The organism is Rhizobium sp. SEMIA4064 (assembly GCF_003025035.1).
In the GTDB taxonomy this organism is placed as follows: Bacteria; Pseudomonadota; Alphaproteobacteria; order Rhizobiales; family Rhizobiaceae; genus Rhizobium; species Rhizobium paranaense.
In genome coordinates this window covers 93005-115069 of sequence record NZ_PYJN01000006.1, presented here as the reverse complement: position 1 = coordinate 115069, position 22065 = coordinate 93005, and the positions used below count along the sequence as shown (strand labels likewise).

At 60.0% G+C, this 22065-nt stretch carries 22 protein-coding genes; 10 read left to right on the top strand and 12 right to left on the bottom strand.

The genetic code is table 11. The features are described 5' to 3' along the window. Positions 1-117 precede the first annotated feature (117 nt). The 4 genes from C9E91_RS04365 to C9E91_RS04350 form a co-directional block, all read right to left on the bottom strand. Complete coding sequence (locus tag C9E91_RS04365; protein ID WP_107107146.1) at positions 118-1101, bottom strand: bifunctional riboflavin kinase/FAD synthetase; 984 nt, start codon at positions 1099-1101, stop codon at positions 118-120. A gap of 15 nt (positions 1102-1116) precedes the next feature. Continuing rightward, positions 1117-1965: a TIGR01459 family HAD-type hydrolase gene (locus tag C9E91_RS04360; RefSeq protein WP_107107145.1), complete on the bottom strand. Its 849-nt coding sequence runs from the start codon at positions 1963-1965 to the stop codon at positions 1117-1119. A gap of 104 nt (positions 1966-2069) precedes the next feature. Continuing rightward, a complete protein-coding gene (gene chrA / locus C9E91_RS04355) occupies positions 2070-3506 on the bottom strand; it encodes a chromate efflux transporter (protein ID WP_181316008.1) in 1437 nt (478 codons plus the stop codon). Further along, positions 3503-4324, bottom strand: coding sequence for a chromate resistance protein ChrB domain-containing protein (locus tag C9E91_RS04350; RefSeq protein ID WP_107107143.1), 822 nt, complete (start codon positions 4322-4324; stop codon positions 3503-3505). Before C9E91_RS04350 ends, chrA begins: the two co-directional genes overlap by 4 nt. A 267-nt stretch (positions 4325-4591) precedes the next feature. Between C9E91_RS04350 and groES the strand changes: the two genes are divergently transcribed. From groES to C9E91_RS04335, 3 genes are all read left to right on the top strand, one after another. Further along, positions 4592-4888 carry a co-chaperone GroES gene (gene groES, locus C9E91_RS04345; RefSeq protein ID WP_004109735.1) on the top strand — a complete coding sequence of 99 codons (297 nt, stop codon included), beginning with the start codon at positions 4592-4594 and terminating at the stop codon, positions 4886-4888. A 75-nt stretch (positions 4889-4963) separates the two neighbouring features. After that, positions 4964-6601, top strand: a complete 1638-nt coding sequence (gene groL / locus C9E91_RS04340) for a chaperonin GroEL (RefSeq protein ID WP_107107142.1) — start codon at positions 4964-4966, stop codon at positions 6599-6601. Between the two features lie 428 nt (positions 6602-7029). Next, positions 7030-7536, top strand: a complete 507-nt coding sequence (locus C9E91_RS04335; protein WP_107107141.1) for a hypothetical protein — start codon at positions 7030-7032, stop codon at positions 7534-7536. A 239-nt stretch (positions 7537-7775) separates the two neighbouring features. Here C9E91_RS04335 and C9E91_RS04330 read toward each other — a convergent pair whose 3' ends face one another. Beyond that, complete coding sequence (locus C9E91_RS04330; protein WP_107107140.1) at positions 7776-8483, bottom strand: glutathione binding-like protein; 708 nt, start codon at positions 8481-8483, stop codon at positions 7776-7778. Between the two features lie 212 nt (positions 8484-8695). Here C9E91_RS04330 and C9E91_RS04325 point away from each other — a divergent pair, with 212 nt between their 5' ends. Further along, positions 8696-9139: a DoxX family protein gene (locus tag C9E91_RS04325; RefSeq protein WP_107107139.1), complete on the top strand. Its 444-nt coding sequence runs from the start codon at positions 8696-8698 to the stop codon at positions 9137-9139. 80 nt (positions 9140-9219) lie between these two features. Here the strand turns inward: C9E91_RS04325 and hisG are convergent, their stop codons facing one another. Genes hisG through hisS form a run of 3 tightly spaced genes read right to left on the bottom strand, consistent with a single transcriptional unit; the run spans position 9220 to position 12548 of the window. After that, entirely contained in the window at positions 9220-9915 is a 696-nt protein-coding gene (hisG, locus tag C9E91_RS04320; RefSeq protein ID WP_107107138.1) for an ATP phosphoribosyltransferase, read from the bottom strand. Continuing rightward, entirely contained in the window at positions 9915-11033 is a 1119-nt protein-coding gene (locus tag C9E91_RS04315; protein WP_107107137.1) for an ATP phosphoribosyltransferase regulatory subunit, read from the bottom strand. The genes hisG and C9E91_RS04315 overlap by 1 nt, the downstream gene beginning before the upstream one ends. Continuing rightward, entirely contained in the window at positions 11034-12548 is a 1515-nt protein-coding gene (gene hisS / locus C9E91_RS04310; RefSeq protein WP_107107136.1) for a histidine--tRNA ligase, read from the bottom strand. A gap of 134 nt (positions 12549-12682) precedes the next feature. Here hisS and C9E91_RS04305 point away from each other — a divergent pair, with 134 nt between their 5' ends. Both C9E91_RS04305 and copM read left to right on the top strand, forming a co-directional pair. Then, entirely contained in the window at positions 12683-13231 is a 549-nt protein-coding gene (locus C9E91_RS04305; protein WP_107107135.1) for a 2'-5' RNA ligase family protein, read from the top strand. A 512-nt stretch (positions 13232-13743) separates the two neighbouring features. Further along, the gene (gene copM, locus C9E91_RS04295; protein WP_107107134.1) at positions 13744-14112 is read left to right on the top strand and encodes a CopM family metallochaperone; all 369 of its coding nucleotides are present in this window, start codon (positions 13744-13746) and stop codon (positions 14110-14112) included. A 143-nt stretch (positions 14113-14255) separates the two neighbouring features. Here the strand turns inward: copM and C9E91_RS04290 are convergent, their stop codons facing one another. After that, positions 14256-15308, bottom strand: coding sequence for an aldo/keto reductase (locus C9E91_RS04290; RefSeq protein WP_107107133.1), 1053 nt, complete (start codon positions 15306-15308; stop codon positions 14256-14258). A gap of 303 nt (positions 15309-15611) precedes the next feature. On the opposite strand from C9E91_RS04290, the gene C9E91_RS04285 reads away from it, so the two are divergent. Continuing rightward, positions 15612-16316 carry an HAD family hydrolase gene (locus C9E91_RS04285; RefSeq protein WP_107107132.1) on the top strand — a complete coding sequence of 235 codons (705 nt, stop codon included), beginning with the start codon at positions 15612-15614 and terminating at the stop codon, positions 16314-16316. 28 nt (positions 16317-16344) lie between these two features. Here C9E91_RS04285 and C9E91_RS04280 read toward each other — a convergent pair whose 3' ends face one another. Together C9E91_RS04280 and C9E91_RS04275 are read right to left on the bottom strand one after the other, a co-directional pair. Next, positions 16345-16890 (bottom strand): hypothetical protein, encoded by a 546-nt coding sequence (locus C9E91_RS04280; RefSeq protein ID WP_107107131.1) that lies wholly within the window; start codon positions 16888-16890, stop codon positions 16345-16347. Then, a complete protein-coding gene (locus C9E91_RS04275; protein WP_107107130.1) occupies positions 16887-17516 on the bottom strand; it encodes a DNA-3-methyladenine glycosylase I in 630 nt (209 codons plus the stop codon). Before C9E91_RS04275 ends, C9E91_RS04280 begins: the two co-directional genes overlap by 4 nt. A 302-nt stretch (positions 17517-17818) precedes the next feature. Here C9E91_RS04275 and C9E91_RS04270 point away from each other — a divergent pair, with 302 nt between their 5' ends. The 3 genes from C9E91_RS04270 (at position 17819) to C9E91_RS04260 (ending at position 20525) form a co-directional block, all read left to right on the top strand. Further along, positions 17819-18616 carry a L,D-transpeptidase gene (locus C9E91_RS04270; RefSeq protein WP_107107129.1) on the top strand — a complete coding sequence of 266 codons (798 nt, stop codon included), beginning with the start codon at positions 17819-17821 and terminating at the stop codon, positions 18614-18616. Between the two features lie 203 nt (positions 18617-18819). Beyond that, entirely contained in the window at positions 18820-19521 is a 702-nt protein-coding gene (locus tag C9E91_RS04265) for a L,D-transpeptidase (RefSeq protein ID WP_107107128.1), read from the top strand. 335 nt (positions 19522-19856) lie between these two features. Beyond that, complete coding sequence (locus C9E91_RS04260; protein WP_107107127.1) at positions 19857-20525, top strand: outer membrane protein; 669 nt, start codon at positions 19857-19859, stop codon at positions 20523-20525. 99 nt (positions 20526-20624) lie between these two features. Here the strand turns inward: C9E91_RS04260 and glcF are convergent, their stop codons facing one another. Next, the gene (gene glcF, locus C9E91_RS04255; protein WP_107107126.1) at positions 20625-21944 is read right to left on the bottom strand and encodes a glycolate oxidase subunit GlcF; all 1320 of its coding nucleotides are present in this window, start codon (positions 21942-21944) and stop codon (positions 20625-20627) included. Positions 21945-22065: the final 121 nt, after the last annotated feature.

The window sequence follows — 22065 nt, the reverse complement described above, 5'->3', positions numbered from 1 at the left end:
TGGCGGTTCATAGGCGCTTTTTGCATGGAAAGAAAGAGGGATCAGCCGCCGCAAGGTATAGAAAAGCCGATCGGAGCTGGCCCAACAGGCTGTGCTGCTGCCCTGCGAACGTGGCGCTCAAGAAAAGGCGATGAACAGGTCGATGTCCCCAAGTGGCCGCACGCCGGCGAGGAGCGCCCTCGCCTCTTCCTCGTCCTTCCTGATCTGGGCGACCAGCGGGTCGAGGCCGTCGAACTTCAGTTCGGGCCGGAGATAGCCGAAGAAGGAGACGGAGCAGACCTGGCCATAGAGATCGCCGCTGAAGTCGAACACGAAGGTTTCGAGCAGCGGCGCGCCATTGTCGGTCACCGTCGGGCGCCGGCCATAGCTGGCTACTGCATCGCGAATGACGCCGTCGGCGGCGCGGAAGCGCACAGCGTAGATGCCGGCCTTTAACTGCACCTCGGGTGGCAACCGCATATTGGCAGTCGGGAAACCAAGCGAGCGGCCGAGTTTTTCGCCGCCGATGACCTCTGCTTCGACTGTGTAGCGATAGCCGAGCAGACCTGCGACCTCCGCCACCTCGCCTTCCGCCAGCAGTTCTCGGATGCGGCTTGACGAGACCACCTCGGCATTTTCATCGCGGTAAGCATCGATCAGCGTGACGCCGAAGCCGTTTTTGCTGCCGGCGTTCATCAGGAAAGCCGGGCCGCCCTGGCGGTCATGGCCGAAATGAAAATCGAAGCCGGTGACCACTTCCGACGCATGCAGCCAGTCGATCAGAATCGAATGGACAAATTCGTCGGCGGAACGCTGCGAAAAGGCACGGTCGAAGGGATATTCGATGACGGCATTGAAGCCGATTGCCTCCAGGAGGCGCGCCTTCAACGGCGCCGGCGTCAGGCGAAAAACAGGCTGATCGGGCTTGAAGACGGTTCGCGGATGCGGCTCGAAGGTCAGAACCAGCGCCGGCACGCCGCGCTCCCTGGCGATTTCCAGCGCGCGATCGAGTACGGATTGATGGCCGCGATGCACGCCGTCGAAATTGCCGATGGCAATGACGCCGCCTTTGAGATTATCCGGCAGCGGTTCGCGGGTCTCATTGCGATGGAAAACCGTCATCGGCTACCACTCTCCTCAGACAAGGCGCGGCATCCACCACTTCGGCGACGCCTGTTCGCGCGCCAGAAAGGCGCCAAGCGCTGCCTCGTCGGTGTGACCGTCGACAACATATTCGCGGGCATGAATGCCATGGCTTATATAAAGAAGATCGAGGCCGTAATCGAGCGCGCCGCGCACATCGGTCGGCATGCCGTCACCGATGGCGACAACGCGCGACAGCGGGAACTCGCCGCGCGCTTCGCGGGCGGCAGCAATCGAGGCATCGTAGATCGGCTGATGCGGTTTGCCGGCAATCCGCGTCTCGCCGCCGAGCCGATCGTAATAAGCGGCCATGGCGCCGGCGCAGGGGATCATGCGGTGGCCACGCTCGACAACGAGATCGGGATTGGCGCAGATCAACGGCACATTACGGGCCGACCAGGCCTTCAGCATGTCGGTATAGTCGTCGGGGGTCTCGGTTTCGTCATCGAAAAAGCCGGTGCAGACGATGCTCTCGGCCTCTTCAGCCTCGACGCGCACGACATCCAGCCCCTCGATGATGGCGATGTCGCGCTCGGGACCGAGCAGAAATACCTTTTTCGGACCCTCGGCAATTAGGCGGCGGGTAACGTCGCCGGAGGTGACGATGCGGTCATAGGCACTGTCGGGAACGCCGATCTCCCGCAGTTGCTGGACCACCTTCGGCGCCACGCGGGGAGAATTGGTGATGAGGACGACCGTCAGTCCTTCGGCCCGTGCAGCTTCCAGCGCAACCGGCGCGTCCTTATAGACGGAGACGCCGTTGTGCAGCACACCCCAGACATCGCAGAGCGCGACGTCATAAAGTTTGCCGATCTCGCGGAAGCTTTCGATACGCTGGCCCATGCAGTCCTCGTGGTCAAAGAAATCACGGGCTGACATCGCAAACCGGCCGGCAAATTACAAGAGCGGAGCTCAGGTTTTTGCATCGCACACAAACTGCGTTCGTTTCATCCCGCGAAGCGCAGCAGGCAACCGACCAAGGCAGATATGCCAAGCACGGTTGCCACCCCTGCCCGCTGACGGAAGACCAGCACAATGGCGAGAATGAAAAGCAAAAGCGCGGAAATATCCAAGGTAACCCAGGCTGGCCAGGCGACGGCAGCGATCGGAACATTCGCATAGTCGCCACCCTGAATCTTCACGCGATGGCTCAAAAGAATGAGCCGCCCGGTATCGGCGAAGAGCACATGCAGGCCGAACCAAACCGACAGATTGGCCATGACGCCGACGATCGCAGCCGTGATCGCGGCAAGAGCCGCCGACAGGCCAGAATGACCGCGCAGCCGCTCGATGAAAGGGGCGCCGGCGAAAATGAAAAGGAAGCTCGGCGTGAAAGTCGCCCATGCCGTGAGGCCGGCGCCGAGGAAGCCAGCGGTCAACGGATCGAAGCCGAAGGGGTTCCGGAAGCCGGCGATGAAGCCAACGAAACAGAGAACCAAGATCAGCGGTCCCGGCGTCGTCTCCGCCAGCGCCAAACCATCCAGCATCTCTCCCGGCCGCAGCCAGGCGTAATGCTGGACGGCGGTCTGCGCGACATAGGCAAGCACGGCATAGGCACCGCCGAAGGTAACGACGGCCATGCGGGAAAAAAAGGAGAAGATGGTGCCGAAGACATTGCTTCCGCCGCTGAGCGTTTCGGCGATGATGTCCCTCGGACCATCTATGGCTTGGATCAGCAACAGCGGCGCCTGCCAGATCACCAGCCAGCATAAGAGTGTGATAATGGCGGTCCGCAGGCGGTCACTTCGCAGCGCTCCAATGCCGATATTGGCGACGGCAGGCCGCGGCAACCGCGGCCGCCAGTGGTCATCCTGGTAAGCCCGATAGAGCACGCGGCTATAGCCCGAGAGGCCGGCCAAAAGCACCACCAACGGAAATGGCAGGTCAAAGACGAAGAGCAGAACGAAGCTTGCGATCGCGACCGCGATATGGAACCGCGTCTTCAAGGCCCGGCTGCTCAGCCGGATCAGCGCCTGCAGCACGATCGCCAGCACGCCGGCCTTGATGCCGAAAAAGACGGTCGCAAGCAGGGTTGTATCGTGAAACACGGCGTAGAAGGCCGATAGCGCCAGGATGACGGCGAAGCCCGGTAGGATGAACAGGAGCCCGGCTATCAGACCGCCGCGGATGCCGTGCTGCAGCCAGCCGATATAGGTGGCGAGCTGCTGTGCCTCGGGGCCCGGTAGCAGCATGCAATAGCTCAGCGCATGTAAAAAGCGCTCTTCATCGATCCAACGCTTCTCATCGACCAGGATGCGATGCATCAACGCGATCTGCCCGGCCGGGCCGCCGAAGCTCAATACGCCGATGCGCGCCCATATGCGTGTGGCCTCGCTGAGGGAGGGAGGCGCGGCGAGAGCGTCAACCAAAACGGTTTCGCTCACGATCTTTTAGCTCCATGCGAGACCCAATCATGCTTTTCCTGCGTCGCGTCGCGCGCCCAGCGATAAAGCGCGTCATAACACAACATGCCTGCATCCAACTGTTCGATGTCGTCAGCGTACATACGCGACAGTCCGAGCGAAATCGCAAGCAAGCCGGCCGCCTGCGGTTCGAGATCGGGCCGGTTGGTATCGGCGCCCCTGACGATGCGGGAAAGATGATGAAGCGCCGGGAGTTCGAGCCGGAATTCCTTGACCATCGTATCGAAAGTGCATTCCTCCTCGCGATGGCTCCAAAATACCCCCTCCACGTCGAAGGGCGTCGCGCCGAAACGTTCGGCAACACCGTCGACTTCCTGCGGCGTGACAAAGAGAAACGACGCGCCGGGATCAATGAAACGGCGGATCAGCCAAGGACAGGCGATGCGATCGATCTTCGGCCGGGCGCGGGTCACCCACACGGTTGCACCCGACGCATTGGCCCCGGGCAGGATCGAAACAGGGATCAATGGCAATCCGGCTGCCCGCCAGGCATCGAGGCCACCATCGAGGATTTCCGCCGCAGCGCCGGCCAACCGCAGCCAGGCGGCGACGCCTTCGCTGAGCTTGCCGCCATGCTGACAGAGGCAGACGACATTTCGGTCGCGAAATTCGGCGGCCCAAGCCTCGACGTTCTCATGATCCCGGCGTCGCGAGGCCGGCAGCAGATAAGGATCGGCATCGAAATCATCGGTGTCGCGAACGTCCAATATGGCGGGCGCTTTCGGCGTACCGAGCAGACGAAGAAGCTTTTCGGGGGTGATGGCGTTGAACGAAGTCATGTTACGTCCCTTCCAAAAGAGATGGACGCGAAACTCCGGCATGACGCCTCGTGGGGTATTCGCAAACCCCATACTTCAGATTTTCCGGCAAAAGCCGCGGCAAGTCAACGAAGAGCTGTCCGAAAAAATTCACGGACACATTCTTGACTCGTTTAGCGGCCAATCCTAAATCACCGTCCGCTAGCACTCGCTAAGGCAGAGTGCTAACAAAGCCCCATACGGATCCCCCGCTGATCCGTGAATGTCATTTGATCGAGGGATTAGACAATGGCAAGCACCAATTTCCGCCCCCTTCATGACCGTGTCGTCGTTCGTCGCGTCGAGTCGGAAGAAAAGACCAAGGGTGGCATCATCATTCCGGACACCGCCAAGGAAAAGCCGCAGGAAGGCGAAATCGTCGCCGTCGGCTCTGGCGCCCGCGATGAATCCGGCAAGGTCGTAGCACTCGACGTCAAGGTTGGCGATCGCGTTCTGTTCGGCAAGTGGTCCGGCACCGAAGTCAAGCTCAACGGCGAAGACCTTCTGATCATGAAGGAAGCCGACATCATGGGCATCATCGGCTAATCCGGCCGATTTCCCCTTTTCCGATAAAGCTGACGGGCCATAAACCCGGACAACGCGAATTCAGGAGTTTCAAACATGGCAGCTAAAGAAGTAAAATTCGGCCGCAGCGCCCGCGAAAAGATGCTTCGTGGCGTCGACATCCTCGCTGACGCAGTGAAGGTCACGCTCGGCCCGAAGGGTCGTAACGTCGTTATCGACAAGTCCTTCGGCGCTCCGCGCATCACCAAGGACGGCGTCACCGTCGCCAAGGAAATCGAACTCGAAGACAAGTTCGAAAACATGGGCGCTCAGATGGTCCGCGAAGTTGCTTCGAAGACCAATGACATCGCCGGCGACGGCACCACGACCGCAACCGTTCTCGCCCAGGCCATCGTTCGCGAAGGCGCCAAGGCTGTTGCAGCCGGCATGAATCCGATGGACCTGAAGCGCGGTATCGACCTCGCCGTTGCTGAAGTCGTCAAGGATCTCCAGGCCAAGGCCAAGAAGATCAACACTTCGGAAGAAGTCGCACAGGTCGGCACGATCTCGGCAAACGGCGAAAAGCAGATCGGTCTCGATATTGCTGAAGCCATGCAGAAGGTCGGCAACGAAGGCGTCATCACGGTTGAAGAAGCCAAGACCGCTGAAACCGAACTCGAAGTCGTCGAAGGCATGCAGTTCGACCGCGGCTACCTCAGCCCCTACTTCGTGACCAACCCGGAAAAGATGATCGCCGACCTCGAGGACGCGTTCATCCTCCTGCACGAGAAGAAGCTCTCGAACCTGCAGGCCATGCTCCCGGTTCTCGAAGCCGTCGTTCAGACCGGCAAGCCGCTGCTCATCATCGCTGAAGACGTCGAAGGCGAAGCTCTCGCAACGCTCGTCGTCAACAAGCTGCGCGGTGGTCTGAAGATTGCTGCCGTCAAGGCTCCGGGCTTCGGCGATCGCCGCAAGGCCATGCTGGAAGACATCGCCATCCTGACGGGCGGCACTGTCATCTCCGAAGATCTCGGCATCAAGCTCGAGTCTGTCACCCTCGACATGCTCGGCCGCGCCAAGAAGGTTTCGATCTCCAAGGAAAACACCACGATCGTCGACGGCGCTGGCGCCAAGTCCGACATCGAAGGCCGCGTTGCCCAGATCAAGGCTCAGATCGAAGAAACCACCTCCGACTACGACCGCGAAAAGCTGCAGGAACGTCTTGCCAAGCTCGCTGGCGGCGTTGCCGTTATCCGCGTTGGCGGTTCGACGGAAGTCGAAGTGAAGGAAAAGAAGGATCGCATCGACGACGCTCTCAACGCGACGCGCGCTGCTGTTCAGGAAGGCATCGTACCGGGCGGCGGCACAGCTCTGCTGCGTTCCTCCGTCAAGATCTCCGTCAAGGGTGAAAACGACGATCAGGAAGCCGGCGTCAACATCGTCCGTCGCGCTCTGCAGGCTCCTTGCCGCCAGATCGCTGAAAACGCTGGTGATGAAGCTTCCATCGTTGTCGGCAAGATCCTCGACAAGAACGAAGACAACTGGGGCTACAACGCTCAGACGGGCGTCTATGGCGACATGATCTCCATGGGCATCGTCGACCCGGTCAAGGTCGTTCGCACGGCTCTGCAGGACGCAGCTTCGGTTGCTTCGCTGCTGATCACCACCGAAGCCATGATCGCCGAGCTGCCGAAGAAGGACGCTCCGGCTATGCCGGGCGGCATGGGCGGCATGGGTGGAATGGACATGATGTGATAAGGCATTAGCCTTATTACGACTGTTCAATCCGGCATCCGGAATTGACGAAGGGCGGCTCTCGGGCCGCCCTTTTCATTTATGTTGAACCGGCTGCCACGCAAGTTTCAAAAGATATTGCAACTATGCAAATTTACGCAAATTGCCCCATTGCCGTTTTTATAAAAGCCCCTATAAATCGCAGCGCAATGATGTTCGAGGGATTGTTGCAGAGCACGTAAATTTTACTTGTTTTTGTTTCGCGTTAGCCGCAACAAAGCGTGATCCTAACCTTTTATATAGATTGCGCGCGTAGCTTCATTACTTGAAATGACTTGATAGATTGAATTGACGATCCGGAAGCACGCCTGGGCGTGAATGGATTCGGCGAAGGTGGGGTTTTGCCGGTCCATAGCTGTGCAACATGCAGAGCGGCGCTCCGCCCCATAATGCATGAAATTCGGTTGAAGCGCGCGCAGGGGAACCCGCGCCTCAGGGTGGGGAATATCTTGTTCAAGATCGCCAAAGCCAATCTTGCCGCGCCTTTCGCTCCGGGGTCGTTGGAGTTTAGCGGACATGGCCCTGATCTTCTGGCGCAGTTCTGCGTTTCCGAAGGTTGGACCGGCGATTTATCGAGCGGCGTCATCAAGCTTGGTCAATGGGGCACCATGCTGCATGGGTTGACCTCGTCCGAATGCGGCCTGTTGAGCCTGATGCATTGCTACGAAGCCCATGACCGCGCCCGCATCCTCGACCTGTTCGAGCAGGCAGCAACCGCATCCTCCAGCTTCTGCTACTCCACCACCGCACTCGGCGTCGGCGGGCATCGCCAACCTATCTTCTGCGTCGGTGAATCTATCGGCGCGGAAGGAAAACATGCCGGTAGCATGGTGGGCGTCTTCCTGTTTCCGCGCTTCAAACTCGAGCCGGGCAGCCAGTTGGCGAGCCGGCAATAGGGCATCGTTGTTGATGACAGTCAGGTGAGGTCTGTCACCGCCTCATCTCTGTGCCTGGCCCCTCACCCCCACCCCCTCCCCGCTCGTGCGGGGAGAGGGAGCCCATCGGCTTCGTATCTGTCGAAGAAACCCTATTGAAAATTCGGATCGATCCCCTCGCCCCGCAAGGCGGGGAGAGGGTTAGGGGCCAGGCACACAAGCGCGGCAAAGTTGGACGCGCCTGACCTGCCTTAAGCCCATCAATCCCGCTTCGGAATATTCAGCCCGCGCTGGCTCGCCGGGCGGGCGATGGCACGTTCAAGCCAATCCATGACCGCGGGGAAACTTGTGAGTTCGAGAACCTCCCGGCCGCCATAAAAGACGTCGACGCCCCGGACCCACGGGAAGGTGGCAATGTCGGCGATGGTGTATTCGTCGCCCATGATCCACTGGCGGCCCTGCAAGCGGCTTTCCAAGACGCTCAGCAGGCGCTTGGCTTCATCGCGATACCGTTCGACCGGATAGGGATTGTTGGCGACCTTGTCGGCGGCGAATTTGAAGAAGTGGCCGAACTGACCGAACATCGGACCAATGCCCGCCATCTGGAAGAATACCCATTGCAGCGTTTCATAACGCCCGGCCGCGTCCCTGGACATCAGCTTGCCGGTCTTTTCGGCGAGATAGACGAGGATCGCACCGGATTCGAACAGGCCGATCGGCTTGCCGTCAGGGCCGTTGGGATCGATGATCGCCGGGATGCGGCCGTTCGGGTTGAGCGAGATGAATTCCGGCGACTTCTGGTCGTTCGTGCTGAAGGAAATCAGATGCGGCTCATAGGGAAGGCCAAGTTCTTCGAGCGCAATCGATACTTTGACGCCGTTTGGTGTTGGCAGCGAGTAAAGCTGGACGATATCCGGATTGCTGGCAGGCCAGCGCTTCGTGATCGGAAATGAAGACAGATCGGCCATAGGGCTTCCTTCTGAAGATCATGATTTGGCGAATAAATTCGCGCCAACATAGCCGATATCGGGCATATGGGAAGAGTGCCAGCCGCAGGAGATTGTTCAACAATTGTGAACTAATCGTACGCTTTTGTTTATCTTTCCAATCTCACGAAAATCGCAAATAAGGGATCCCAGGAATTGTCACTCGGCACCCGCCACCTTTACTGGAGACCGTCATGTCCAACACCAATAACATCATCATCCTCGTGGCGCGCATCCTGCTCGCCTTCATGTTCATCTTCGCTGGCTTCGGCAAGCTGACCGATCCGACTGGCACCGCTGGCATGATCGCCGGCGCCGGCATGCCGGCCGCTACGCTGCTCACCTATCTTGCCGGCGCCTTCGAATTCGTCACCGGCGTCTGCGTTCTCATCGGCTTCCAGATCCGCATCGTCGGCTGGCTGCTCGCCGTTTTCTGTGTCTTCACCGGCATCGTCTTCCATCTGCCGACCGTCAACGTTCCGGATTTCCCGGCGGCCGCCAATGGCTGGATCAATGGCCTGAACTTCGTCAACTTCCTGAAGAACATCACGCTCGCCGGCGCCTACGTCATGCTCGCCACCAACGGCCCGGGCGTCTATTCGCTCGACGCACGCCGCGGTGCCTACGCAGCCGCCTGATTGCGCAAGACCTCCCAAGCATGAAAAGCCCGCCGGTTCCCCGGCGGGCTTTTTCGTATCATTGAACAGAGCAGGAGATATCAGAGCGCGGCGCGCACGGCATCGATGATGCGCTGAACCAAGGGATCGCTCTCGTGGCTCTCCTTGCGCGCGCGGACGAGGCAGGCCTCGGAGCGCAGGATCGTGCCGTCGGAAAGCACCTTCAAATGGTTCGCCTTCAGCGTCGAACCGGTCGAGGTGATATCGACGATGATATCTGCAGAGCCGGCGGCAGGCGCCCCTTCCGTGGCGCCGAGGCTTTCGACGATGCGATAGAGCTGGATACCGTGCTGGCTGGAGAAGAACTGCTGCGTCAGCCGCCAATATTTGGTGGCGATCGTCAGCCTGCGGCCGCGCCGCGCGCGGAAATCGGCAGCGACGTCGCCAAGATCGGCCATGGTATCGACATCGAGCCAGATATCCGGAACGGCAACCACGACGTCGGCATGACCGAAGCCGAGGCGGGCGCAGAACTCGACGCGCCGATCAGCATCGGCCAAGCCCTCACGCACCAGATCCTCGCCGGTGACGCCGAAATCGACGCTGCCATTGCCGATCTCGCGCGAGATTTCGGAAGCAGAGAGGAAAGCGACCTCGACATCGTCCCAGCCTTCGACACGACCGCGATAGGAGCGGTCATTGCCGACGGCAATGATGGGCATGCCGGCGCGTGCGAAGATATCGGAGCAGTCGTCCTTCATGCGACCCTTGGAGGGAAGCGCAATGGTGATGGTCATCAGGCGGCCCTCGCAGTTTCGATCCGGTCGAGCCAGAGCGCGAAGCCGACGGCTGGGATGTGGTCCTTCGCGCCGAGCAGTGTCAGCAATCGGTCAAAACGGCCGCCACCAGCGAGCACTGCCGGCGATCCTTCCACCATCACCTCGAAGACGAGACCGGTGTAATAGTCGAGCGGACGACCGAAGGCGGCGCGATACTCGATCCGGGAAGCATCGACGCCGGCATTGGCAAGAGCCGCGACGCGGGCATCGAAACGCTCAAGCGCCGTGCCCAGTTTCAGCCCGGCCGCATCGGCAAAGCCGGCCAGCGCCGAAGATGCATCGGCGAGCGGCAGGCTGAGCGACAGGAATTCCTCCAGGACACCGAAAGCCGCATCATCGAGATGGGTTTCCGAAAGGACCAGCTTTTCGCGGAGACGGCGAGCGATCTCCAATGGCGAGCGGCTGGCATTGGTGGAATAGCCGGTCGCCTTCATGGTGCTGTCGATATGCGTGACCAGCCCCTGCTCGTCGCCGCGCGTCAGAAAGTCCAGCACATGCGGATCAAGGCCGGTCACCGGCTGCGGGCTTGCGAGCCGTGCCAACAGCGTTTTGAGATGCGTCATATTGCCGAAAGCATGGATCAGCCGTTTCTGCCAGCCGGAGGGCAGACCGAGCGCCTGTACGACCGCCTCGAACACGGCTTGATCGCCGAGCGTCACGGAGAGCGCCTTGCCCGGCACAAGCCGGTTGAGAATGCCGATGGCATCGCCAATGAGGCGGGCGTCGGCGCCGGCGATATCGCGGTCGCCAAGATCCTCTATCCCCGCCTGATAGAATTCATTGCCGCCTTCGCGACGCTGGCGGAAGATTTCGCCGAGATAGGAATAGCGCTTCGGTGTGCCCGTCGCGGTCTCGATATGGCGCAGGCAGACGGGGATCGTAAATTCCGGACGCAGGCAAAGGCTGGCGCCGGTTTCGCTTTCTGTCATGAAGATACGCCGGCGAAGATCTTCGCCCGCCATGTCGAGGAACGGTTCGGCCGGCTGGATGATCGGCGTATCGACCCGTTCGGTCCGGCGGCCGGCAAACTCAGCCAGGAGATCGCCGGCGAAATCGGGGAGGTTGATCAGGGGCATTTATCCCGCCCTCTTCCGATCTTCCGCCTGCGCTGCCAAAATCTCTAGCACCTTGGCCACCAGATCGGCTTCCGGCACGGTCTCCTGCGCAACGCGGGCCTCGCGCCAGCTTGCATTGTCCTCGATCTCGCCGGAGAGACGCTTGCCTTCGATCAAGTCCTTGAGCTGTACGACGCCCTGGGCGCGCTCGTCGCCGCCCTGGATGATGGCAATCGGGCAGCCGCGGCGATCGGCGTATTTCAGTTGGTTGCCGAACTTCTTCCAATTGCCCTGGAACATTTCGGCACGGATGCCGGCGGCGCGCAGTTGCTGCGTGAAGCGCTGGTAGCGGCCCATGGCCTCGACATCGCCATCCATGACGGTGACGAGCACGGGTTCGATCACCTCTTCCGTGCCGAGCTTGCCGAGATTCTTCAGCGCCGTCATCAGGCGCGACACGCCGATGGAGAAGCCAGTGGCCGGCACCGGCTGGCCCATGAAGCGCGAGACGAGCCCGTCATAACGACCGCCGCCACCGACGGAGCCGAAGACGACCTTTTCGCCCTTCTCGTTGGTCACGTCGAACAACAGCTCGGCCTCATAGACCGGGCCGGTGTAATATTCGAGGCCACGCACGACGGACGGGTCGATCTTGATACGATCGGAATGATAGCCAGCGCTGGTGACCAGCGAACCGATCAGGTTCAGCTCCTCGACGCCTTCGCCGCCTTTGGATGTGCCGGCGACAAGCTCAGCGAGCCGGACAGCACTTTCGGCATAATCCTTGATGCCGACGAAGAAGAGCACTTTTTCGATCTGATCCGCGTCCAGCCCGGCACCCTTGGTGAAATCGCCGGACTCGTCCTTGCGCCCCGGTCCAAGCAGCAGTGCAACCCCTTCCGGGCCGAACTTGTCGAGCTTGTCGATGGCGCGCAGAACGTTCAGCCGCTGGGCGGCCTTGTCGTCGCCGCCAAGACCGATCGCTTCGAGCACGCCGTCGAGGACCTTGCGGTTGTTGACGCGGATCACATAGTCGCCGCGCTTGATGCCCAAGGCCTCCAGCGTGTCGGCCATCATCATGCACATTTCGGCATCGGCCTGCACGCCCGGCGCGCCGACCGTATCGGCATCAAACTGCATGAACTGGCGGAAACGGCCGGGACCCGGCTTCTCGTTGCGGAAAACATAGCCGGCACGATAGGTGCGGTAGGGAAGCTGGATCTCGTTGAAATTCTCCGCGACATGACGGGCGAGCGGCGCCGTCAGGTCGTAGCGCAGCGACATCCACTGCTCGTCATCGTCCTGCAGAGAAAACACGCCCTCGTTCGGCCGATCGCTGTCAGGCAGGAATTTGCCGAGCGCATCGGTATATTCAAACAGCGGCGTTTCGACGGGATCGAAACCATAATGCTCGTACACGGCCCGGATCTTGGCGGTCATTTCGTTGACGGCGCGAATATCGCTCGCCGAACGATCGACAAAGCCACGCGGCAGGCGGGCTTTGAGCTTTTGCGGTTTCTTTTGTTTATCGCTCATTTGCAGGATAATCCGGTACGAGAACAGTGGCGGTTAACTAGCGGATAGCGCGGGATGCGGCAAGGATTGTTGTATGCTGCTGTCCGTCAAAACCGACAAAAGCAACAGAAGCAGATGACTGGGACGTGGAAGCCATGCCCTACGCGATCAGCCTGAAATGCACCAACAACACGGCGCTGCCCGTCTTCGATCTGTGGCGGCAAGCCGGCGCCTTCGAAACTGTGCCGTCAATGCAAGGGCTGAGCTATCCTCCGCATCTGACTTTTGTCATCTACGAAGATATCTTGCCTGAGCACCTCTGCGAGGCCGTTGCCAAGGCTTTTCACAATATTCCGGCGATTTCGGTGGAGTTCTCAGGCATCCGGCACTTCAGGAACGATGTGCTGGTGCTTTGGGCGAGTCCGGTCGACGACAGCGCTTTGCGCCACGCCCACCATGCCATTCATCAGGAAATCGATCCCACCCTCTGTGATGAGCACTACCGGCCCGATCATTGGCAGCCTCATTGCACGATCGCGATGAAAATACCGATGGCATCGGCGGAAACAGCGCTGACATGGGCTGCGGAAACGCCGGCGAGATTTACCGTGACTTTCGACGCTGTCGATTGCGTGAGATTTCCTCCCGTCGAAATTCTGAGCGAGATCAAATTGGCGCCACGATATGCTGCCAACCATCGCTAAGCGCGATTTCCGCTTGCCTTTTGCGACCACAAATTTAGATTTTTGCTCATGCGCTTCTTCGCGATCCTGACAATGCTCATTGCCTGGCTGTTCTACGGCGCCATGCCGGCGCTGGCGAAATGTCCCATTTGCGATTCCGCGATGACGATGCCGGCTATTTCCAGCAAGAGCATGCATACCGCCATGGCTGATATGTCCGGCATGACGGATCACGGTTCCATGGCCATGCACACGGACAAGAAACCGGACAATCCCTGTGCCGACGGTATGGCGCATGTGCCTTCCTGCGCCGCCTGCCTTGCGGTCGCGCCGGCGCTTGCTGCGGATAATGGCAAGGCTCTGGCATTCTCCTATCCCGCGCCCACGCATGGCCAACGGCTGCATGATTCCCGACCGGCTCCCACAGCGCCGCCCCCCCCGTTTCGCCTGACGCTCCTGATTTCCATTCAACAACGCAGCGGACTTTTCCGCACACGACTTCAGATGCCGTTCAAAAACGGAAAGGAATTCTCATGCCTGTTTCAAAGTCCATCATTCTCGCCGGCGCTTTTGCTATCGCCCTTGCCATCCCCGCTTTCGCCGACGACATGTCCGGCATGGATATGAGCAAGCCCATGGGTAACCAAGGCGCATCCAGCAAGGCATTCAACGATGCCATGGGCAAGATGCATAAGGATATGATGATCACCTACAGCGGCGACGCCGACGCGGATTTCGTCCGCGGCATGATCCCGCATCATCAAGGCGCCATCGACATGGCCAAGATCGAACTCAAATACGGCAAGGACCCGGAACTGCGCAAATTGGCGGAAGGCGTCATTAAGGCGCAGGAGGCCGAAATCAAGGAGATGAACGCCTGGCTGAAGAAGCACGGTAAATAAGTCGGGTAAAAGCCGAGCCAGAGGCGACATCCATACCGCCTCTCGTCGCGATTAGAGCTTCTTGGACTGTGTCAATCGAGCCGCGATGAATGGCGCCACCGCCTCACCTATGCGAGACGGCGGCGTTTCATTCATGAACCGGCTCAAGCCTTCGGTTCGAAGGGCTGCGGCACGCGCTGGACACCCTGGCGGGCGAGCATCCAACCGGGATATTCCGCAGCCAGCGCGCTAACCTCGTCGAGCTTGGCGAGATCGTCTGCATCGAGCTTCAGCTTGACGGCGGCCAGGTTCTGATCGAGTTGGTCGAGACGCTTGGCGCCGATGATGATGCTGGTGACGAAAGGCTTTGTCAGGATCCAGGCGAGCGCCACGGTGGCGACGCTTGCACCGTGTTTCTCCGCCACGTCGCGCATGGCGGCAACGCAGGCCCAGGCGCGGTCCTTGTCAACCGGCGGGAAGTCGAAGCTGGCGCGGCGCCCCTCGCCATTACCGGGTGCGCCCGGGCCGTACTTGCCGGAAAGCAGACCGCCGGCGAGCGGCGACCAGACCATCAGGCCGAGCTTTTCTTCCGCCATCAGTGGCACGATTTCGCGCTCCAGATCACGGCCGGCGATGGAATAATAGGCCTGCACCGTCTCAAACCGAGCAAAGCCGCGGCGTTCGGAAACGCCAAGCGCCTTGGCGATGCGCCAGGCCTGCCAGTTGGACACGCCGACATACCGCACCAGTCCGCGAGAGACGAGATCGTCAAGCGCACGCAGCGTCTCGTCGATCGGCGTCACTGTGTCCGTGGCATGGATCTGATAGAGGTCGATGTGATCGGTCTGCAGCCGCTCCAGGCTGGCTTGGACCGAGTCCATGATATGGCCGCGCGACGCGCCGCGGTCGTTCGGCTTGTCGCCCATGACGCCATAGACCTTAGTGGCGATGACGACGTCCTTGCGTGGCACGCCGAGGTTCTTCAGGGCCTGGCCGAGCAGCTTTTCCGAATTGCCGAAGGAATAGACGTCGGCGGTGTCGATGAAGTTGACGCCGGCCGCGAGCGAGCCTTCTACGATCTTGTCGGCCAGCGCCTGATCGACGTCTGCTATCGAGCCCCAGAGGCTGTTGCTGGGATTGGCTTCGCCGAAGGTCATCGTACCCAGGCAAAGTTCTGAGACGAACATGCCGGTATTACCGAGTTGGTTATAACGCATTTGAAGAAATCCCTTGTGATCCGCCGGAAGCGGCTTCCGGCCGGTGAATTCTTGTCTCTTGGCTATTGGCCTCGGCATGACAGCCGCTCGTCCGCGCTGCCTTGGGAGGTCCGGAGAAGGTCATCGAAGAGCGATCTTGGCACCGCTTTCATCGAGACAACATCGACATAATGCACCGGAATTCGATTTCAACGCGATACCCGGCACCGATCACGATGCAGTTACCAGCGCTTCACCCTTGCCTCCGTTTCGGCGCGCGATAGACTCTCGCATCCATGCAATCCGCAAGAGCACGAAATGTCCATGACGCAACGCCCCTTGACCACCATCGGCTTCGATGCCGACGATACGCTCTGGCAAAACGAACAATTCTATCGTCTGACGGAACGACAGTTCATCGAACTGCTTGCCGATTATGCCGAGAGCGAGAACATTTCCCAAGGGCTGCTGGAAGCCGAGAAGCGCAACCTGCATCATTACGGCTTCGGCATCAAAGGTTTCACGCTGTCCATGATCGAGACGGCGATCGAGATCACCAAGGGCGAAGTGCCGACGACCGTGATTGCGCAAATTCTCGACATCGGCCGCGATCTGCTTGCCCATCCCGTCGAAACGCTTCCCAATGTACGGCAGACATTGGAAGCTCTGACGGGCAGCTACCTGCTGGTCCTGATCACCAAAGGCGATCTTTTCGATCAGGAGCGCAAGCTTGCGCAATCCGGCCTCGGCGACCTCTTCGATGCCATCGAAATCGTCTCCGACAAGAATGCCTCCACCTATCGCCGCATCTTCTCCAAAGTCGGCGACGGGCCGGAACGGGCGATGATGGTCGGCAACTCGCTGAAGTCAGACATCGTGCCCGCGCTCGCCGCCGGCAGCTACGGCGTCTTCGTACCGCACGAACTCACATGGGCCTTCGAACATGTCGCCGAACCGACCGAGGCGCCGAGATTTCGAAAGATCGAGCATCTGGGGGAGCTGCGAGGGGTAATCGACGGGTTGGGTTGAAGGTCTTCAAAACCTGCGAATGAAAAACTTACTGCGGTTGCGAAGATCTTTTGGGAAATAGCGACGGCGCCTGATCCGCCGGCTGGTTCGATTGCTGTGTGGCCGACGGATTGGGATCGATGAGGATTTCATAGGGTGCGCCGAGGCCGCGGCGGCGGGTGACGCGGGAGTAATAGGGCTTGATCAGCCATGTCGTGTCCTCATTGACGGTGACATCGGCGACCATGCCATCTTCGTCAGTGCCGAAGAAGGATTCGTCATCGTTCGAGGAGAGATCGAAGATCGCCATATAGGCGTATTTGCTCTTTGAGCTGAAGGTGATCCGCACATGCTGCCCCTTCTTGAGCGGCAGCGTGTAGACCTTGCCCTTGCCGAACTTCGTCCAGCCCGTCAATTTCTCCAGGACGGCCGGGAAACCAAGCTTTTCCACGGTCTCGCCGCGATCGACTTGCGGAAGCGCCGTCTGCTGGGCACCCTGGCTGCTGTCATCGTTCTGGGTGTCCTGCGCATGGGCGAACTGACCGCCGAGCAGGGCGAAAGTGAGCAGGGAAAAAGCAAGCACCAGACGTTTCATGGCCGTACCAATGCACTGCGCATCGCCTCCACCTCTTTCCGGCAATAGCAGCCTTCGATGTGATCGTTGACAAGGCCCATGGCCTGCATGAAGGCATAGACCGTGGTGGGGCCGACAAAGGTCCAGCCGCGTTTCTTCAGGTCCTTCGAGATGCGCACCGAGACCGGAGTCGTTGGATTGGCGACGAGGGTCGGATAGTCGACAAAGGCCGGCCGCTCCTCGGCTGATGGCTCGTGGCTCCAGAAATACCGGGCGAGCGAGCCGAATTCCTGGCGCAACTCGATGGCGCGGCGGGCATTGTTGATGGTGGAGACGATCTTGCCGCGATGCCGGATGATGCCGGCATCGCCCAGGCAGCGCTCGATGTCAGCCTCACCGAACTCCGCCACTTTCTCGAAATCGAAATCGGCAAAGGCCGCGCGGAAATTCTCGCGCTTGCGCAGGATCGTCAGCCAGGACAGGCCGGATTGAAATCCCTCCAGGCAGATCTTTTCGAAAAGCCTGATGTCGTCGATGACGGGCCGGCCCCATTCCTGATCGTGGTAGCGCTGATACTCCAGCAGATTGCCGTGCCAGAAGCAGCGGTCCTTGCCATCCTCACCGGTGATGATGCCTGTTCCGGCCATTGTTGCAGTTCGTCCCCTGTTTCAGAACCCAATCCCGAAAACTGGCGGGCAGCTTTCGGATAAGATCATGCCAATCAAATACTTAAGATCGAGAGAACGATTCGAAGGCAAGTCATCCCGATTCAAGGTTTACCACTTGCAAACCGTCTTTCCAAACCAAGCGGTAACCCTGACAAAGGTTTATCGGCTTCGCGGCATTTTGATGAATAGATGTTTACCATTCGCTGGCGCGCAAGTGGCACCATGTTCCTGACCGGGCGCAATTACGCCCATCCTCGGCCCGTTTGTAGAGAGTTTGTCCGATGATGAAACAATGCATTTTATTTGCTGTGGGCGCTTTGAGCCTGCTTGCTTCCAGCGCCTTCGCCGACGATCGTTACCAGTCGCGTCCGCCTGTCATCGTCAGCCCCGATCTGACCGCCCCTTGGGTGATGCAGCTCGGCGGGGCCAGCGTACAGCCGGCCGTCTATCCCGGTCGCCCCATGGCGCGTCAGGCCGTCAACCCGATGAACGATCCGGCGGATAGCCAGGCCGCCAATCCGCAGGTACGGCGGGTGGTCCAGCCGCGCGGCCTGTTTTCGCGTCCCGTCGTGCAGCAGGTCGCTGTCGTCCGGCCGCAATATCCGGCGGTCCACGGCCAAATCGACCCGCAGTTCCTGCCGCAGATCGTCGACTACCAGACAAAAGAGAGGCCGGGCACCATCGTCATCGACACCAACGATCGCTTCCTTTACCTGGTGATGGACGGCGGCAAGGCACGGCGCTACGGCGTCGGCGTCGGCAAACCCGGCTTCGAATGGGCCGGTGCCCATACCATTACCCGCAAGCAGGAATGGCCCGATTGGACGCCGCCATCGGAAATGTTGTCGCGTGAAGCCGCGAAGGGGCACTATCTGCCGGCCCACATGGAAGGCGGCGAAGCCAACCCGCTCGGCGCCCGAGCCATGTATCTCGGCTCTACCCTCTACCGTATCCACGGCACCAATGCGCCCTGGACGATCGGCAACGCCGTGTCTTCCGGCTGCATCCGTCTGCGCAATGAAGACGTGATCGATCTCTACAATCGTGTAAAAGTCGGGACACGCGTTATAGTGATGTGATTGCTACCAAGATTGCTGCGCACGGCATAATCGGGCGCAGCAACCCCATTGTAAGCATTGATATAAATCGACAATAACGCTCTTTTGGACGCGGAACAGACAGCCGCCCAACCGGCTCGATCTTTGTCTTTCAGCGATTTCATCTTGATCCTCTCGCAAGTTTCGTTAGTTTCTCGCCGAGTAAATCGAGAGGGGAATGACGGATGAAATCAATACTACCGGTCGCGGCGGCGGCGGGAATGGTGATGTCGTGCCTTTTGGCGGCATCGGATGCGGCAGCCTTCAGCGCTTCCGCACCTAACGCTGCGCAAGTTGCGCACACCGATGTGGTCCGCGTGGCAATGCAGCCGCAGGGACAGATCAAGCCGCAGTTTCAGCGACGGGTCGTGCGATTGGTGACCAATGAAGCACCAGGCACGATCATCATCGATACCAACAACAAATATCTTTACCTCATTGAAGGCGACGACCGGGCGCGGCGCTACGGCATCGGTGTTGGCCGCGAAGGCTACGGCTGGTCCGGCGTCGTCAAGATCGGCCGCAAGGCGGAATGGCCCGGCTGGACCCCGCCGCCGGAAATGATCGTTCGCGAAGCCAAGAAGGGCCACAAGCTGCCGGCCTATCAGGAAGGCGGTGAGGGCAATCCGCTCGGCGCGCGCGCCATGTATCTCTATCGCAACGGCAACGACACGGCGTTCCGCATCCACGGCACCAACCAGCCCTGGAGCATCGGCCTGAACATGTCGTCCGGCTGCATCCGCATGATGAACAAGGACGTGATCGATCTCTACGATCGCGCGCCCGTCGGCACCAAGGTCATCGTCGTCGGCCCCGGCAACAAGCAGGGTGAGGTCAGCTACCAGGATCGCGGCATCGACGTGCTGCGGACGATATTCGGCGGCTGAGAAACCGCAGGCTTTCCCGACCAGGACGTTCGACCATGACGAACGTCTGATACCTCTCTGTCGCTATCGCACCGTCTCCCCCATCTTGGGGGAGACAGATAATGTATGCCGCCTTCTTTATGGCTGCGGCGCATCTGTCTGACCATGCACTGTGGCGCAGGTGTAACATCTCCAAACTTATCGCATCTGGCGCCCGGCAAACTCCCCGTTTTATTCAGTTTCGTGTCAGCTTTCCCACCTAAGCCAGTCCAAACACGGAACGCTGCAATAGAACTGTCACAAAAGCACGCTTAGATAGCGACACTTTGCCATTTGGGGCCACTTGGGGATTTCATATGCATCGGGCATTTCGCATTAGGCAGCCGGCCGTCGCCGCGCTTGCGGTTTCAGCTTTTGTCTTTGCAGCCGGTTCGGCCTCAGCAGAGATGCAGTTTTCGGTTTACGGCGGCTTCCAGGGCGCGACCGGCGACAACGTCAAGACGTCTGACGGCGCTGACTTCGATCCCAACTGGTCAGGCAAATCCTTCAAGATGCCGCCCTATTTCGGCGTTCGCGGCATCTGGTGGCTGGACCAGTTCGACAAGTCGAACTGGGGCGTCTCGCTCGACTACACCCATGCCAAGGTCTATGGCGATCTTGGCAACACGCCCGGCTGGTCGCATTTCGAGTTCACCGACGGCCTGAATATGCTGACGCTGAATGCGCTCTATCGCTTCCAGGATCCGAGCCGCAAGTGGACGCCCTTTGTCGGCCTCGGCGCCGGCATCAACGTGCCCCACGTCGAAGTAACCCGCGCCTCAGGCCGCACCTTCGATTACGAATTCGGCGGCGCATCGCTGCAGGCGCAGGCTGGTGTCAGCTATCAGTTCAGCCAGCGCTGGTCGACCTTCGTCGAATACAAGGGCAACTACAACTTCGTGAACGTCCCGATCGATAGCGGCGCTAACCTGAAGACCGATGTCTTCACCCATGCCATCGATTTCGGCGTGTCATTCAGCTTCTAAGAGTCGCGGCCATTGTCGTTGCCGGTGCCCCTAAATCAGTTTCGATTTAGGGGGTTAGCCGCAAGACGGAACTGTTTCCTACTTTTCCCCGGACCGGCCTTAAGAGGCTGCCACCTTGAGCCGGCGCACCTTAGCCGGCATCTCGCCGCCATAGGCCCAATCCAGCAATTCGACCGTGTGCAGGATCGGCATGTCGGTTCCTGTCGCGATCTGCGTGATGCAGCCGATATTGCCGGTCGCGATGATATCGGCCTTCGTCGCCTCGAGATTCCTGACCTTACGCGCCCTCAGCTCGCCGGAAATTTCCGGCTGCATGATGTTGTAGGTGCCGGCCGAGCCGCAGCAAAGATGCCCCTCCGCCGGATCGCGCACGGTGAAGCCTGCCGCCTTCAACAGCAGTTTCGGCGCCATGGTGATCCTTTGGCCATGCTGCATCGAGCAGGCGGAATGATAGGCGACGGTGATGCCACGCGGCATATGCGATGGCAGATCGAGGCCGGCGAGATATTCGGTGATGTCCTTGGCGAGCGCCGAGATTTTTGCAGCCTTGTCCGCATAGGCCGGATCGAGCCGCAGCATATGGCCGTAGTCCTTGATCGTCGTGCCGCAACCCGATGCGGTGATAATGATCGCGTCGAGCCCTCCGGCTTCGATCTCGCGCATCCAGACATCGACATTGGCGCGGGCGCTGGCCAGCGCCTGTTCTTCCCTTCCCATGTGATGCACCAGCGAGCCGCAGCAGACCTCGCCTTCCGGCACCACCACTTCGACGCCCAAGCGGGTCAGTAGCCGGATGGTCGCCTCGTTGATGGCGGGATCGAGCACCGGCTGGGCGCAACCGGTCAGGATCGCTACCCGTCCACGCCGCTCCTCCTGCGGCTGATGCCGGCCGGGCTTGGCGAAGGACGACGGCGCCGGGATGGAGCGTGGCGCGAGATCCAGCATGGCAACAAAGGGGTTCAACGCCGGAATGCGCTTCATCAAACCCTTAAAAGGCTGCCCCCAGCGAGCAAGGTTGAGCGCAAAGCGAAACCGGCCGGGATAAGGCAGGACCGCAGCCAGCACGCTGCGTGTCAACCGGTTCATCAGGGGTCGTTTGTAGGTCTCTTCGATATGGATGCGGGCGTGATCGACCAGATGCATATAGTCGACGCCGGAGGGACAGGTGGTCACGCAGGCGAGACAGGAAAGGCAGCGATCGATATGCGTCACCACCTCCGCGTCGGCAGGCCTGCCGTTTTCCAGCATGTCCTTGATCAGATAGATCCGTCCGCGCGGACTGTCGAGCTCATTACCGAGCGTTACATAGGTCGGACAGGTGGCGGTGCAGAAGCCACAATGGACACATTTGCGCAAAATCGCCTCGGATTCCGCAACGTGCGGATCGGCAAGCTGGGCTGGGGTGAAGTTGGTTTGCATCAGGCTCTCCCTACCTTCGCCACAGCAGGGCCCGGCGCTTTGCGCCACCCCCTCATCCGCCCTGTCGGGCACCTTCTCCCCCTCGGGGAGAGGGTGAGCGTGAGGGGGGCCTGAGCAAAAG

Bases quoted from the DNA above. Each gene is read 5' to 3' on its own strand.
- C9E91_RS04365 (WP_107107146.1), bottom strand. From the start codon at position 1,101: ATGACGGTTTTCCATCGCAATGAGACCCGCGAACCGCTGCCGGATAAT.
- C9E91_RS04360 (WP_107107145.1), bottom strand. From the start codon at position 1,965: ATGGGCCAGCGTATCGAAAGCTTCCGCGAGATCGGCAAACTTTATGAC.
- C9E91_RS04350 (WP_107107143.1), bottom strand. From the start codon at position 4,324: ATGACTTCGTTCAACGCCATCACCCCCGAAAAGCTTCTTCGTCTGCTC.
- groES (WP_004109735.1), top strand. From the start codon at position 4,592: ATGGCAAGCACCAATTTCCGCCCCCTTCATGACCGTGTCGTCGTTCGT.
- groL (WP_107107142.1), top strand. From the start codon at position 4,964: ATGGCAGCTAAAGAAGTAAAATTCGGCCGCAGCGCCCGCGAAAAGATG.
- C9E91_RS04335 (WP_107107141.1), top strand. From the start codon at position 7,030: ATGCATGAAATTCGGTTGAAGCGCGCGCAGGGGAACCCGCGCCTCAGG.
- C9E91_RS04330 (WP_107107140.1), bottom strand. From the start codon at position 8,483: ATGGCCGATCTGTCTTCATTTCCGATCACGAAGCGCTGGCCTGCCAGC.
- C9E91_RS04325 (WP_107107139.1), top strand. From the start codon at position 8,696: ATGTCCAACACCAATAACATCATCATCCTCGTGGCGCGCATCCTGCTC.
- hisG (WP_107107138.1), bottom strand. From the start codon at position 9,915: ATGACCATCACCATTGCGCTTCCCTCCAAGGGTCGCATGAAGGACGAC.
- C9E91_RS04315 (WP_107107137.1), bottom strand. From the start codon at position 11,033: ATGCCCCTGATCAACCTCCCCGATTTCGCCGGCGATCTCCTGGCTGAG.
- hisS (WP_107107136.1), bottom strand. From the start codon at position 12,548: ATGAGCGATAAACAAAAGAAACCGCAAAAGCTCAAAGCCCGCCTGCCG.
- C9E91_RS04305 (WP_107107135.1), top strand. From the start codon at position 12,683: ATGCCCTACGCGATCAGCCTGAAATGCACCAACAACACGGCGCTGCCC.
- copM (WP_107107134.1), top strand. From the start codon at position 13,744: ATGCCTGTTTCAAAGTCCATCATTCTCGCCGGCGCTTTTGCTATCGCC.
- C9E91_RS04290 (WP_107107133.1), bottom strand. From the start codon at position 15,308: ATGCGTTATAACCAACTCGGTAATACCGGCATGTTCGTCTCAGAACTT.
- C9E91_RS04285 (WP_107107132.1), top strand. From the start codon at position 15,612: ATGACGCAACGCCCCTTGACCACCATCGGCTTCGATGCCGACGATACG.
- C9E91_RS04280 (WP_107107131.1), bottom strand. From the start codon at position 16,890: ATGAAACGTCTGGTGCTTGCTTTTTCCCTGCTCACTTTCGCCCTGCTC.
- C9E91_RS04275 (WP_107107130.1), bottom strand. From the start codon at position 17,516: ATGGCCGGAACAGGCATCATCACCGGTGAGGATGGCAAGGACCGCTGC.
- C9E91_RS04270 (WP_107107129.1), top strand. From the start codon at position 17,819: ATGATGAAACAATGCATTTTATTTGCTGTGGGCGCTTTGAGCCTGCTT.
- C9E91_RS04265 (WP_107107128.1), top strand. From the start codon at position 18,820: ATGAAATCAATACTACCGGTCGCGGCGGCGGCGGGAATGGTGATGTCG.
- C9E91_RS04260 (WP_107107127.1), top strand. From the start codon at position 19,857: ATGCATCGGGCATTTCGCATTAGGCAGCCGGCCGTCGCCGCGCTTGCG.
- glcF (WP_107107126.1), bottom strand. From the start codon at position 21,944: ATGCAAACCAACTTCACCCCAGCCCAGCTTGCCGATCCGCACGTTGCG.